This window comes from Nonomuraea aridisoli (assembly GCF_003236395.1).
In the GTDB taxonomy this organism is placed as follows: domain Bacteria; phylum Actinomycetota; class Actinomycetes; order Streptosporangiales; family Streptosporangiaceae; genus Nonomuraea; species Nonomuraea aridisoli.
The window spans coordinates 20,301-32,455 of the sequence record NZ_POUD01000083.1; the positions used below are offsets into that span (position 1 = coordinate 20,301).

Here is a 12,155-nt window from a genome sequence, read left to right on the forward strand (position 1 = left end):
TAACCGTACAAAAAAGGCAAATTTGGGTCATCTTAGGGACAAAACGGTCACTTCTGTCCCACAGAGGGATTCCCCGATGCGGGCGGGCTCAACCGCCGAGCAGCTCTTCCCAGGGATGACGGGTGTTGGTGCGGCGGGTGGTGTCGAGGGCCTCGGCCAGCCGCCAGAGGCCGGGCCGGGCGCGTACGGTGGCCCGCCCCATCGGGTCGATCGCGCGCAGCTCGAACCGCACGCCCATCACGTCGAGCACCGCCGAGCCCTCGCCGCCGGGGCCGGCCTGGGTGACCAGCGAGCCGTCGTAGTCGGGGTCGCGCACCTCGTCGGCGAGCAGCGCGGCCACCTCCGACGCGTACGGGCCGTCGCGCCACTCGATGTGCCAGCTGTGGTCGGACCCGCGCCACCAGGTCAGGTCGCGGCACGACTCGATGAAGTCGGCCTCGGACGCCAGCGCGGCCATCACCCGGCCGAACGCTTCGTACCTGCGCGCGCTGGTGAGCGAGAGATCGTCGCCTTGGTCAGGGAACGGCCCGCTCTCCGGCCGTCGCAGCGCGTGCTTTCGCTTCACGAGCATCCACTCTGATCGCCCCCTCACCTTCCCGCAAGTCCTTGCGGGCAACCGCTTCCCCCTTCACACGGGACGGTGGGCGAGTAGCGTGGAAGTGCGCCCTCTGCCCCGGGAGCTGCCATGTTGCGCCTGCTGGCCGGAGAGGCCGCACGCAGGTTCGGGGAGCGCGCGGCCGTGGTCACCGGACCTGTGCCGCTGTCGTTCGCCGAGCTCGACCGGCTCTCCGACGAGGTGGCCGCCGGGCTGGCCCATCGCGGGTGCCGCATCGGCGACCTCGTGATCCTCGTGCTGCCCGACGGGCCCGAGTTCGTGATCTGTTACGTGGCGGCGGCCAAGATCGGCGCGATCACCGCCGGCGTCGGGACGGCACGCGCCGAGCTGCCGGCGGGGCTGGATCCGGCCGTCGTGGTCACCGCCCCGGGCGTGCTGCCGCCGCTGCGCGGGATCGACGTCGTGACGCTGCCGCTCGACCGGAGCACCCGGGAGCCGCACGTCTACGACCCCGGCCGGCTGGGCGGGCTGCGCAGGGCCGAGCCGCCGCCTCCGCCGTTCCCGCCGGATCCCGGGCGGCCGGTGGTGGTCACGTATACGGCGGGCAGGACGGGACCGCCCAAGGGCGTGCTCTTCGGCGACCGGCAACTGGAGGCGATCCGGGCCCGCGGCGCCGGGCTGCGCTGGGGCACGGGTGAGGCCCGGCTGGTGCCGCATCGGCTCGGGCAGCTCGGGTTCGCCACCCGGCTGCCGGTGTTCCTGCAGATGGGGCGGACCTGTCACGTCCTGCCCGAATGGACGCCGGAGGCCGCCGTGGAGGTGCTGCGCCGGCAGCGGATCGGGGTGCTGCAGGGGAGCCCGTACCAGTTGTCGGGCATTCTGGCGCTCGGCGCCGATCTGCCGGACCTGGAGCTCGTCCTGTGCGGCGGCGCCCCGGCCCCGCCGGAACTGATCAGGGGCCTGCGCGAGCGGTACGGCGTGCCCGTCTGCAACCGCTACACCTGCACCGAAGCGGGTCTCGGGCTCGGCACGGCGCCCGACGACCCTCCGCAGGACGCCGAGGAGAGCGTCGGCAGGCCGCGCGGCGGGGTGGACGTGTCCGTCAGGGACGCCGAGGGCCGGATCCTGCCCTGCGGGGAGCAGGGCGAGGTGCTCCTCCGCTCCCGGGCGGTGATGAGCGGATATGTCGGCGATATCCCCCGACGCCCGGCATTCGCCAGAGACGGGTTCATCCGCACCGGGGACCGGGGATACATCGATCACATCGGCCGGTTGCATCTGGTGGGACGCGTGCCCGCGTGAACCGACCATCGGCAGAGGGAGGCAGCGTGACGTTGCACGTGGCGGTCATCGGATCGGGGCCGGCCGGCATCTACACGGCCGAGGCGCTGGTCAAGCAGTCGGCCGAGCCGGTCGCGGTCGACGTGCTGGAGCGCCTGCCGACGCCGTACGGGCTGGTGCGCTACGGCGTGGCGCCCGACCACACCTCGATCAAGTCGATCGCCAACTACCTGCGCAGGGTGCTGGAGCTGCCCCAGGTGCGCTTCCTGGGCGGCGTCACGCTCGGCGAGCACCTGTCGGTCGACGACCTGCTCGGCGTCTACGACGCGGTCGTCTACTGCACGGGCGCCATGGTCGACAGGAAGCTCGGCATCCCCGGCGAGGACCTGCCGGGCAGCGTGGCGGCGACCGACTTCGTCAACTGGTACTGCGGCCACCCCGACGTCGATCCGGGCCGGTTCACGCTCGACACCTCCGAGGTCGCGGTGATCGGCGTCGGCAACGTGGCGGTCGACGTCGTGCGCGTCCTGGCCAAGACGGCCGACGAGCTGCGCGCCACCGACGTGCCCCACGAGGTGCTCGAACGCCTCGGCGAGAGCCAGGTGAAGGCCATCCACATGATCGGCCGGCGCGGGCCCGAGCACGCCAAGTTCACCCTGAAGGAGCTGCGCGAGCTGGGCGAGCTGGCCAACGCCGACGTCTGCGTACGCCCCGAGGAGGCCGTCGTGCTGGGCGGCGACTTCCCGCGGCAGGTGCAGGGCAACATCAAGGTGCTGCAGTCGTGGGCCGCCCGCGAGCCGGTGGGGCGTCCGCGCCGGCTCGACGTGCGGTTCTGGATGCGGCCGGTGGAGATCCTCGGCGCCGAGCGGGTCGAGGGCCTGAAGCTGGAGCGCACCCGGCTGTCGGAGGACGGCCGCGTGGTCGGCACCGGGGAGTTCGAGACGCTGCCGGTCGGCATGGTGCTGCGCTCGGTCGGCTACCGGAGCGTGCCGCTGCCGGGGGTGCCGTTCTCGGAGCGGACCATGACCGTGCCCAACGAGGCGGGGCGGGTGCGCGAGCGCGAATACGTGGCGGGGTGGCTCAAACGCGGGCCTACCGGGGTGATCGGCACGAACAAGTCCGACGCTGCCGAGACCGTCCGGACGCTGCTGGCCGACCTCGACGGGCGCGAGCGGGTGGGTCACGACGGCATCGGCGCGCTGCTGGCCGCGCGCGGGGTGCGGCCGGTGACGTACGACGAGTGGCTGGCCGTCGAGGCGGCCGAGGCGGAGCTGGCCAAGACGCTGGGGCGCGGTGAGCGCGTCAAGCTCGTGGGTCTGGAGGCCATGCTCCGTGCGATCCGTCCCTGAGGCCGTCCCTGAGACCGTCCGCGAGACCGTCCCTGAGGGGTTCGAGGAGGCGTACCGGCTGCAGCGGGCCCGCTTTCCCGCCGGTGAGCCCGCCTGGCAGCCCGTCCACACCGTCTACGTGCCCGCCGACCGCTTCACCGCGCGCACCGTCGCAGACTGGGGCGAGCAGGCGTTGTCGCTGCTCAAGGCCCACCTGGCGAGCCCCGAGGAGATGGCCGAGGTCTTCGGCGTGCCGGGTGGCCTCGCCGCGCTCGTCCACGACAAGGTGCTGCTGAAGCTGGCCACCGAGCCGGTCGAGGACCTGCGCGTCGACTTCGAGGACGGCTACGGCCTGCGCCCCGGGCCGGTCGAGGACGGTCACGTGGATCAGGCCGTCGCCGCCGTGGCCGCCATGAGCGACGCCGGGACGCTGCCGCGGCGGTGGGGGCCCCGGGTGAAGTCGTTCGCCGACGGCGACCCCGGACGGTCGGTGCGGACTCTGGAGCGGTTCGTCATGGGGGTGGCCGAGCGGGCCGGCGGGCTGCCGGACGGGTTCACGGTGACCTTCCCCAAGATCCTCATGGAGTCCTACCTCGGGCAGTTCGCGCGCGTGCTGTCCGGGCTGGAGGCGGAGCTCGGCGTACGGCTGCGGTTCGAGATGCAGGTGGAGGCGCCGCAGACGCTGGCGTTCCTGCGCGGCGACCTCAACGAGTCGCTGGGCGGGCGGCTGGCCGCGGCGCACTTCGGCGTCTTCGACTACACCGCCGCGATCGGGCTGCCGCCGCAGGAGCAGCGGCTCGACCACCCGGCCTGCGACCACGCGCGCCACGTGATGCAGACGGCGCTCTCCGGCACGGGGGTGGAGCTGTCGGACGGGTCGCTGGCCGCCGCGCCCGCCTCGGACCGGACGCTCGACGTCCACGTGTTGTGGCGGCGCCACGCCGAGCTGGTCAGACATTCGCTGCGGCACGGCTACTACCAGGGCTGGGACATGCACCCGTCGCACCTGGTGAGCCGCTTCGCCACCGTCTACGCCTTCCACCTGGCCCGCTACGACTCCTACCGGGAGCGGGTGCGGGCCTGGGAGGAGCGGCGCGCGGCCGAGGGCGGCGTGATGGACGAGCCCGCCACGATCCGTACGCTCGCCGCCGCCCTGCGCCGGGCCGACATGGCTCTCCCCTGACGGGTCAGTCGCGTTCGATCAGATTGCGCCACTGGCGGACCAGGTGCCGCTCGACCGGGTCGGACCAGCTCGTCCGTACGGCCGAGCCCACGTGGAAGGCGCGGACGCCGTAGTCGAGCAGGGCCGGCACGTGGCCGGGTCGCAGGCCGCCGCCGGCCAGGATGATCGAGGCGTCACCGGCGTCGGCGCGCGCCTTCAGCACGCCGAGGCCGGCGCCCACGCCCGTCGGGGCACCGGAGGTCAGCACCGTGGCGAGGTTGGGCAGCAGTCGTACGGCCCGCCAGGCCGCCTGGACGTCGGCGGCGTGGTCGACGGCGCGGTGGAACGTCCAGGGCAGCGGGGAGACGGCGTGGATGAGCGCCTCGGTGGCCGTCAGGTCGACCGCGCCCGCGGCGTCGAGGAAGCCGAACACGAATCCGGCCGCGCCGGCCTGCGCGAGGTCCTTGGCGTCGCGGCGCAGCCGGTCGAGGACGTCGGGGTCGGCGGTGAAGTTCGCGTCACAACGGAGCATCACCATCTGGGGAAGGGGACATTCCGCCGCGATCGCGGCGACCGTCTCCGGCGAGGGGGTCAGCCCGTCGGACGCCATGTCGGCGACGACCTCCAGCCGGTCGGCTCCGCCCTGTTCGGCGGCCACGGCGTCGCGCACGTTCAGCGCGATCACCTCGAGCAGGGATCCGGTCATGCAGGAGAGGTTATATGGTGCTCTGCCCCTTTCTGCTGTGGATCACCAGCAAAGCCCTCCCCACGGGGAGCCGGGCCCGGCCCCTGACGAGGGGCCGGGCCGCCGTCGAGCCGGTCAGGCGCTGATCAGTTCCGCCGCCGTGAGGTCGCGGAACACCGTGGGGGACACGTCCTCGGACGGGCGCTCGAAGAGCGCTCCCGAGGCGCGGTGGGGCAGGTCCACCGTGCGGATGTGACGGAAGCCCCGCTTCCTGTAGTAGTCCTGCAGCCGCAGGTTGGTCTTCGCGCAGTCGAGCCGCAGCCAGGGCAGCCCGGCCGCGTACGCCGCGGCGCAGGCCCAGTCCAGCAGGGCGTCGCCGAGGCCGCTGCCCGACCAGGTGCGGGCCACGGCGAGCTTGTGGACGTACAGGGCCGCGCCGGGGTCGTCGGCGGGGGTCCAGAACTCCGGGTCGGCGTGGTCGTCGAGGGCTATGGTGGCGACCGGCGGCGCCGAGGCGCCGGGGTCGAGGTAACGAAGCTCGTCGTCCAGCAGGAACAGCACCCGCTCCTCGATCAGCGGCTCGATCCGCTCGGGGCCGAACCCTCCGCGAGGCCATTGCCGCACTCCCTGCGCGTAGAGCCACTCGGAGGTGTCGGCGAGCAGTCTCAGGACGCCGGGGAGGTCCTCGTGCTCGGCTCTGCGGAGCGCGAGAGGATGAAGCAGGGTGGTGGTGTGCATAAGTAAGCCCTTCGTTGCGTTGGGTTTCCACGCTGACACGAAGCGTGAGGAGGCAATGTCGCGTGGGGCCGAAATGGGGCCTTAACCCGATATATATGGATAAATGGCGATTTAGGGGAGTATGCACGACTCCCCATGGCCAGCGAGGCGGCTTATTTCTCGCTGCGCCCGGCCGGCGGGATCACCCCTTCATCCCGAGCCCTTAGCGGCGATCGAGCTCGTACCTGATCAGATGCTTGTCGGCGGGCAGCACCGACACGGCGACACGAACGGGCATGTCGGCCCGGTCGTACCCAACTCGGACATAGACCATGACCGGTGTACCGAGTTCCAATTGAAGGCGTTCCGCCTCCTCCTGGTTGGGCATGCGGGCCCAGATGTCGTCGACGACGCGCACCTGCGCATGCCCGAGCTCCTCCAGCACCCGGTTCGCCCCTCGCGCGATGTCTCCGGGCCTGGCGATCTCGGAATCGGCCACCAGATCACGGGGGAAGTAGGAATCGTTGGTGTTGTACGGCTGGCCGTCGACGAAACGCAGACGGCGTCTCACCACCGCCAATTCCCCCTCTGCCAGCTGAAGCCTGCTGGCGATCTCCTCGACCGGAGACACCGTCAGGACCTCGATGTACTGGCTGGGTTCGCGGCCTTCCTGCGACACGGCGTAGGCGAAGGCCTCTTTCAGCTCCCCACGGGGTTGTGGCTCCAGCTCCCGCTGCGGATACATCAGCAGCGGCCGGCGGTCTCTCACCACGGTTCCGCGGCGCGGCGTACGCGTGACGAGTCCCTCGTTGACGAGTTCGCCCAGGGCCAGCCTCACGGTGTTCCTGCTCACCCCATGGTCTTCCATGAGCTGTGCCTCGGTCGGAAGCTGCGCCCCGGGGCCGAGGACACCCGAGTAGATGGCCCGACGCAACTCCGAAGCCACCTGCTGATACAGCACCGACCTTGCCACTTTCACCCCTTTTGTTCCAACAATTTAGACGATCTGGTTCTAGCAGGCCACAACCCCTTGACCGAACCCCTTCGACCGGCCCATCATCCATTCGTTGGTACAAATCCATCTAAAGGCCGGTGAGGGGGTGAGGGCCAGTGTTGCCGGTCCGCACGGGTACGCCATTCCTGCCCTGGCATGACCCCCGCGAAGCAACTCGTTCACTGCGTTACGGGTTGAGTCGCGTTGGGTTAACCCACACCTACCAGAGCAGCGGCGCTTCCGTGCCATCGGTGTTGGCTGAGCTGACCGTGTGGTGCGCTGACGGAACCTTTGTCGCGAACGAGGAGGGTGGCGCCCCCGTCACGCACTCCACAGATGACCTGGTCGGCGCAGCTCGACGCATCGACGCACGTTGCCGGCAGCAGGGGCCTTCGTGCTCCCCCACCGACTCCGTGTGCGAATCAGCGGTCTAGGACTCCATCCCTCGCCGGAGTCCTGGCGCCGCCGCACGCGGGGCAGGAAGCGCGTCCTGGCGGGTCCCCCACGCCCGCCAGGGCGCGCTTTCCTCCGAAGAAGGGACCCGACGCCTCCATCAGCCGATGGGGGCTTCGTCCGGCCGGGCGGGGCACGAGTGCTCGTCCGAGAGGCGCGGTGGCGGGCACGCGGGACCGTACGCCATGGCCCCGTCGCCAGGGTCGCCGTCCCGTACGCACCTTTCACCCGCGCCGCCAAGTCCGAGCCGTCCGCGTTGACGCCTCCCTCATCATCGACCCATCGGGGCTGGTCCGTGGGCCGCTTCGCAAGGGTGGGACCAATAGTTTCGGCGGTACCGACCGAGACCGTCCGAGTCGGGTTCCTACGGGCTGGTGCAGGGTCATGCAGACTCCGAGGGGGCGATCGGGGCGGTCCGCCGGGGGCACTTGACAGCACTCTCCGCCAACCCTACCGTCCAAGCAAGCGCTTGGTTTGATCTGGTGCGGTGGACTTGGAGGCGGACATGAGCACACGCGCTGCCCGGACCGGCAAGGCGGACGGCTGCCGCGGCATCCCCGTGCCTCGCAGGCGCAGAACCCGCAGGGGCGCCGTCCTCCCGCCCCTGCGCACCTCGGTCGCCGGCCCCGCCGCCTCCGAAGCCGGCCGGCCGGACGATCGCCTGGAGCGGCGGCCCGACGGCCGTACGGACGGGGTGGTCGAGGGCCGGCGGTTCCGGGAGGTGCTGGGGACGTTCGCGACCGGGGTGGTGGCGATCACGGCGGTGGATCCGCGGGACGGCCGGCCGTGCGGGCTGGCCGTCAACTCCTTCACCTCGGTCTCGCTCGACCCGCCGCTCGTCGCGTTCTGCGTGGCGCACACCAGCACGAGCTGGCCGCGCGTGCGCGGCGCCGGAGTCGTCACCGTGAACGTGCTGGCGGACGGCCAGCGGGACGTCTGCGCGCAGCTGGCGTCTCGGGGCGGCGACAAGTTCGCCGGCCTGTCGTGGACCGGCTCCCCCGGCGGCAACCCGGTGCTGGGCGATGCGCTGGCCTGGCTGGACTGTGCGATCGAGGCGGAGCACGCGGCGGGCGACCACACGATCGTGGTGGCCCGGGTGCTCCGGCTCGCCGCCCTCGCGGACGGCGAGCCGCTGGTCTTCTTCCGCGGCGCGTACGGCTCCTTCACCGCCGCACAACCGGAGCCCGTACTGCCGGAGCCCGCGCCTGCCTGTTGAGGGCGCATCGGGGCGCGGCGGCGCCGCTAGCAACCGACCGTTCGGTATGGCATGCTTCCGGAACATGACTCTGTTCTCGGTGGAAGGCAAGACGGTCGTCGTCACGGGCGGGTCGCGCGGCATCGGCCGCATGATCGCCGCCGGCTTCGTACAGGCGGGCGCGAACGTCTATATATCCGCCCGCAAGACGGCCGAGGTCGAGAAGACGGCCGCCGAGCTGGGCTGCGTCGCCGTACCGGCCGACCTGTCGACGCCCGAGGGGCTGGAGACGCTGGTGGCGGCGGTGGACGGGCCGCTGGACGTGCTGGTGAACAACGCGGGGGCGACCTGGGGCGCGCCGCTGGAGGAGTATCCGGAGCACGCCTTCGACAAGCTCTGGAACATCAACGTCAAGGGCGTCTTCCATCTGACCCAGAAGTTCCTGCCCCGGCTGCGGGAGGCGGCGAGCGCCGACGACCCGGCTCGGGTGATCAACGTGGGCTCGATCGACGGCATCAAGGTTCCCGCGCTGCCGACCTACGCCTATTCGTCGACGAAGTCGGCCGTGCACATGTTGACCCGGCACCTGGCCAAGCATCTGGCCAACGAGCACATCACGGTCAACGCCATCGCGCCGGGCCCGTTCGACTCCAAGATGATGGCGTTCGCGCTCGACGACCCCGAGACGCGCAAGGCGATCGCGGCGAACGTGCCCCTGGGGCGCATCGGACGGCCCGACGACATGGCCGGTGCGGCGATCTTCCTCGCCTCGCGGGCGGGGGCGTACCTGACGGGGACGGTGATCCCGGTGGACGGTGGGATCACCTGCTGACATGGGCCGGGCCGGGTCGATCCGGCCTGGAGAAGGACATGGGGTACGGCAGCAAGAACCCTTCTCGGCGAGTTCGACCCGGCCCGGGGCTGGGGCGCGTCATCGCACCCGCGATGGTGCGGGCACGGCGCGAGCCGGGGCCGTGAGGGGACCCGGCTCGCACGCGCTCCGGACGCGCCGCGTTCCCGCGGGGGCGCGGCGCGCGTCGGCAGGCTAGTCGACCACGTCGTCCACGAGCAGGTCGCTGCCGTAGGCGCCGATCACGGCGTTGCCGTTGACGGTGTTGACACCCGTCGCGGCACGGCCGTTCACGTTGGTGCTGACGACGTTGCCGAAGTTGTTGCCCGACTGCGACGAGGCGCGGTTGACGCTGGTGTTGCCGCCGTTGACGTCGGCGTACGAGGGGGCCGACATCAGGGTCACGCCCGCCGCGGCGGCGATGAGACCGGTCACGCAGAGCTTCTTCATCATGTCGATGTCCTTCCAGAGAGTGCTTGTGTGCGGAACGTCAGCCGGTCAGTCGAAGATGTACATCACCGTGATGCCGCCGTGGGCGGACGTCGCGGCGATGCCGTTGGTGTTGTTGACGTTGGTCGAGAAGCCCGCGCCGCGGATGCCGGCGAGGACGTCGCCGAAGTTGTTTCCCGTCTGGAGCGATTCGCCGTTGGCGCTGCGGTTCACCCCCCAGTTGGCGCCGGACCAGGGGCTGCGCCAGCCGTCGTCGGCATGAGCGGGGACTGCCAGGAGAGCGCTGCCGCCGACCGCTGCGAGCATCGCCACGACGGCGGACGTCCTTTTGATCACTTCTGCTCCTTCGCCATTGGGGAAAGCCCTCCGGGACGGGCGGGCGCCTGGGCCCGGGCGCGCACCCTTCCTTTGACCTTCCTTGACCGCTCGGGATCAAGGCAGTGCGAGCATATAACCGTCGGTTGCCAATCGGTAGCTCTGAGTAATCAGAATATTGTTCGACGGTCGAGTGTCGGTGACCATGGCTACCATCCGCGCATGATCTACGAGCTGCGCAACTACACGATGCGCCCCGGGCGGCGCGACGAGCTGATCGCGCTCTTCGAGCGCGAGTTCGTCGAGTCGCAGGAAGCGGTCGGCATACGCGTCACGGGCACCTTCCGCGACCCCGACGCGCCCGACACGTTCCCGTGGGTGCGGGCCTTCCCCGACATGGAGTCGCGCCGGGCCTCGCTCGAGGCGTTCTACGGCGGCCCCGTGTGGCGCGCGCACCGCGACGCGGCCAACGCCACGATGGAGACCTCCGACGACGTGCTCCTGTTACGCCCGGCCGGTCCGGAGTTCGAGGTCTCGGCGCGTCCGCCGGTGGGCACGGCCGAGCTCCCGCCGTCGTCGTACGTCGCCACGATCTATCACGTCACCGACGGGTTCGCCGGTCTCTTCGCCCGCGCGGCGGCGCCGGTGCTGGCCGAGGCGGGGGTGCCGCCGGTCGCCTGTTTCGAGACCGAGCCCGCCGAGAACACCTTCCCGCGGCTGCCCGTACGGACCGGGGTGAAGGTCTTCGTGTGGTTCGCCCGCTTCGACACGCCGGAGGAGGAGCGGGAGGTGGACCTGCCGATGCTGGAGCCCTGCCTCACCGCCGCGCCCGTACGGCTGCGCCTGCGGCCCACGGCCCGGTCGTCGCTGCGCTGACCGTATGGGGGCTGACCGTCTAGAGGACGGTGAGGCCGCGGGCGGCGAGGATGGCGGTGGCCTGCGCCTGAGTGATCACGGCGCCGGCCAGGGCGCGGAGCCTGGTGTCGTCGAGCTCGCCGAGGTCGGCGCCGCGCAGGTCGGCCTGGGCGAAGACGGTCTTGAACAGGCGCGCGCCGATCAACCGGCAGTTGGTCAGCGTGGCCTGGGTGAAGTCGCAGCCGGCCAGGTCGGCGTCGTCGAAGCGCACGCCCTCGATGTGCTCGCGGCGGAACGAGCAGCCGCCGAGGTTGGCCAGCGTCAGGTTGCAGCCGGTCACGGTGAAGCCGGTGCCCCGCGAGCCGGTCAGGGCGGCGCCGATCATGCGACAGCCGGTGAACGAGGCGTCGGTCAGCAGGGCGCCGCCGAACTGCGCCGAGGACAGGTCGACGTCGGTGAAGGAGACGTCGATGAGGTCGGCGTCGTTGAAGCGGGCCCGCATGCCGCCCCCGCCGGTGAACACGGCTCCGTCGAGGTCGGCCTTGCGGAAGTCGGTCTGCTCCAGCACGCACGACTCGAAGCGGGCCCCGCCCAGCGGCGCACCCCACAGGTCGGCCTCGGTGAGGTCGCAGTCGCGGAAGACGTGGGTCTCCCCCGGCGCCAGGCGGTCGGCCAGGGGCTTGCGGGAGAGGTCCTCGCCGTCGAAGTTCACGATCTCAGAGCCTACCGGTCAGCGCCTCCGCCGCCGCCAGGCCGCAGACGGGGGCCGAGCCGTACGTGGCGATGTGCACGGCGCCCAGGTCGGCGCGGGCGGGCAGGCCCATCTCGACGACGACGGCGTCGGGGCGGGCGCTCAGCAGGTGGCGCAGGGCGTCGGCCTGCCAGCGATGGCGGTGCGCGTCGCGGACCACGACGACCAGGGGGCGTCCGCCCGCCGTGGCGATCAGGCCTTCGAGCGCCGGGCCGGTCGCCTCGCCGGAGGTCAGGCGGGTGACCGCGGTGCCGGGCACGAGCCGGGCCAGCGGCTCCCCCACCCCCCACGGCGTCTTCTTGTCGATGGCCAGGTTCATCTCCGGCGCCAGCTCCACGACATGCGCGGGCTCGGCCAGCGGCAGGACCGGGACGGCCGAACGGCGCGTGACCCGGATCGCCCGCCGAGCGGCCACCAGCCCGATCCCCACCGCACGCGAGGAGACCGCCGGGCCGGCGGTGACGGCCCGGGTGGAGTCGTCCGAGGAAGCAGCCGGACCGACGGTGACGGCCGGGGTCGCGCCGTCCGGGGAAGCGGCCGGGCCGGCTCCGGTGGTGGACAGG

13 protein-coding genes and 1 pseudogene are annotated in these 12,155 nt (G+C 71.6%); 6 read left to right on the forward strand and 8 right to left on the reverse strand.

The annotated features are described in order from the left end of the window. Positions 1 to 88: 88 nt before the first annotated feature. Positions 89 to 571, reverse strand: a complete 483-nt coding sequence (locus C1J01_RS20800; protein WP_111180655.1) for a hypothetical protein — start codon at positions 569 to 571, stop codon at positions 89 to 91. 114 nt (positions 572 to 685) lie between these two features. Between C1J01_RS20800 and C1J01_RS20805 the strand changes: the two genes are divergently transcribed. The 3 genes from C1J01_RS20805 to C1J01_RS20815 are packed head-to-tail and all read left to right on the forward strand — an operon-like array spanning position 686 to position 4,348. Beyond that, positions 686 to 1,858, forward strand: coding sequence for a class I adenylate-forming enzyme family protein (locus C1J01_RS20805; protein WP_111180656.1), 1,173 nt, complete (start codon positions 686 to 688; stop codon positions 1,856 to 1,858). 26 nt (positions 1,859 to 1,884) lie between these two features. Then, a complete protein-coding gene (locus C1J01_RS20810) occupies positions 1,885 to 3,186 on the forward strand; it encodes an FAD-dependent oxidoreductase (RefSeq protein WP_235854566.1) in 1,302 nt (433 codons plus the stop codon). Continuing rightward, positions 3,170 to 4,348, forward strand: a complete 1,179-nt coding sequence (locus tag C1J01_RS20815; RefSeq protein ID WP_111180657.1) for a DUF6986 family protein — start codon at positions 3,170 to 3,172, stop codon at positions 4,346 to 4,348. The genes C1J01_RS20810 and C1J01_RS20815 overlap by 17 nt, the downstream gene beginning before the upstream one ends. A gap of 4 nt (positions 4,349 to 4,352) precedes the next feature. On the opposite strand, the gene C1J01_RS20820 is transcribed toward C1J01_RS20815, so the two are convergent. The 3 genes from C1J01_RS20820 to C1J01_RS20830 form a co-directional block, all read right to left on the reverse strand. Next, positions 4,353 to 5,033: a copper homeostasis protein CutC gene (locus tag C1J01_RS20820; protein WP_111180658.1), complete on the reverse strand. Its 681-nt coding sequence runs from the start codon at positions 5,031 to 5,033 to the stop codon at positions 4,353 to 4,355. 114 nt (positions 5,034 to 5,147) lie between these two features. Continuing rightward, positions 5,148 to 5,750 carry a GNAT family N-acetyltransferase gene (locus C1J01_RS20825; RefSeq protein ID WP_111180659.1) on the reverse strand — a complete coding sequence of 201 codons (603 nt, stop codon included), beginning with the start codon at positions 5,748 to 5,750 and terminating at the stop codon, positions 5,148 to 5,150. 202 nt (positions 5,751 to 5,952) lie between these two features. After that, entirely contained in the window at positions 5,953 to 6,690 is a 738-nt protein-coding gene (locus tag C1J01_RS20830) for a GntR family transcriptional regulator (RefSeq protein WP_111180660.1), read from the reverse strand. A 991-nt stretch (positions 6,691 to 7,681) separates the two neighbouring features. Here C1J01_RS20830 and C1J01_RS20835 point away from each other — a divergent pair. Together C1J01_RS20835 and C1J01_RS20840 are read left to right on the forward strand one after the other, a co-directional pair. Continuing rightward, positions 7,682 to 8,392 carry a flavin reductase family protein gene (locus C1J01_RS20835; RefSeq protein WP_111180668.1) on the forward strand — a complete coding sequence of 237 codons (711 nt, stop codon included), beginning with the start codon at positions 7,682 to 7,684 and terminating at the stop codon, positions 8,390 to 8,392. A gap of 64 nt (positions 8,393 to 8,456) precedes the next feature. Next, positions 8,457 to 9,203, forward strand: a complete 747-nt coding sequence (locus tag C1J01_RS20840) for an SDR family oxidoreductase (RefSeq protein ID WP_111180661.1) — start codon at positions 8,457 to 8,459, stop codon at positions 9,201 to 9,203. Between the two features lie 213 nt (positions 9,204 to 9,416). Here C1J01_RS20840 and C1J01_RS20845 read toward each other — a convergent pair whose 3' ends face one another. Next, entirely contained in the window at positions 9,417 to 9,674 is a 258-nt protein-coding gene (locus C1J01_RS20845; RefSeq protein WP_111180662.1) for a hypothetical protein, read from the reverse strand. 45 nt (positions 9,675 to 9,719) lie between these two features. Beyond that, a complete protein-coding gene (locus tag C1J01_RS20850; RefSeq protein ID WP_111180663.1) occupies positions 9,720 to 10,007 on the reverse strand; it encodes a hypothetical protein in 288 nt (95 codons plus the stop codon). A gap of 201 nt (positions 10,008 to 10,208) precedes the next feature. Here C1J01_RS20850 and C1J01_RS20855 point away from each other — a divergent pair, with 201 nt between their 5' ends. Next, the gene (locus C1J01_RS20855) at positions 10,209 to 10,862 is read left to right on the forward strand and encodes an NIPSNAP family protein (protein WP_111180664.1); all 654 of its coding nucleotides are present in this window, start codon (positions 10,209 to 10,211) and stop codon (positions 10,860 to 10,862) included. Between the two features lie 19 nt (positions 10,863 to 10,881). On the opposite strand, the gene C1J01_RS20860 is transcribed toward C1J01_RS20855, so the two are convergent. Continuing rightward, positions 10,882 to 11,553, reverse strand: coding sequence for a pentapeptide repeat-containing protein (locus C1J01_RS20860; protein WP_111180665.1), 672 nt, complete (start codon positions 11,551 to 11,553; stop codon positions 10,882 to 10,884). Positions 11,554 to 11,557: 4 nt separating this feature from the next. After that, positions 11,558 to 12,155 (reverse strand): annotated as a pseudogene (locus C1J01_RS20865) (glycoside hydrolase family 3 protein); the annotation flags it as partial.

What these genes read in the sequence shown, in the direction of transcription:
- C1J01_RS20820 (WP_111180658.1), bottom strand. Translation starts at nt 5,033, where the DNA reads ATGACCGGATCCCTGCTCGAGGTGATCGCGCTGAACGTGCGCGACGCC.
- C1J01_RS20805 (WP_111180656.1), top strand. Translation starts at nt 686, where the DNA reads ATGTTGCGCCTGCTGGCCGGAGAGGCCGCACGCAGGTTCGGGGAGCGC.
- C1J01_RS20840 (WP_111180661.1), top strand. Translation starts at nt 8,457, where the DNA reads ATGACTCTGTTCTCGGTGGAAGGCAAGACGGTCGTCGTCACGGGCGGG.
- C1J01_RS20800 (WP_111180655.1), bottom strand. Translation starts at nt 571, where the DNA reads ATGCTCGTGAAGCGAAAGCACGCGCTGCGACGGCCGGAGAGCGGGCCG.
- C1J01_RS20855 (WP_111180664.1), top strand. Translation starts at nt 10,209, where the DNA reads ATGATCTACGAGCTGCGCAACTACACGATGCGCCCCGGGCGGCGCGAC.
- C1J01_RS20825 (WP_111180659.1), bottom strand. Translation starts at nt 5,750, where the DNA reads ATGCACACCACCACCCTGCTTCATCCTCTCGCGCTCCGCAGAGCCGAG.
- C1J01_RS20845 (WP_111180662.1), bottom strand. Translation starts at nt 9,674, where the DNA reads ATGATGAAGAAGCTCTGCGTGACCGGTCTCATCGCCGCCGCGGCGGGC.
- C1J01_RS20835 (WP_111180668.1), top strand. Translation starts at nt 7,682, where the DNA reads ATGAGCACACGCGCTGCCCGGACCGGCAAGGCGGACGGCTGCCGCGGC.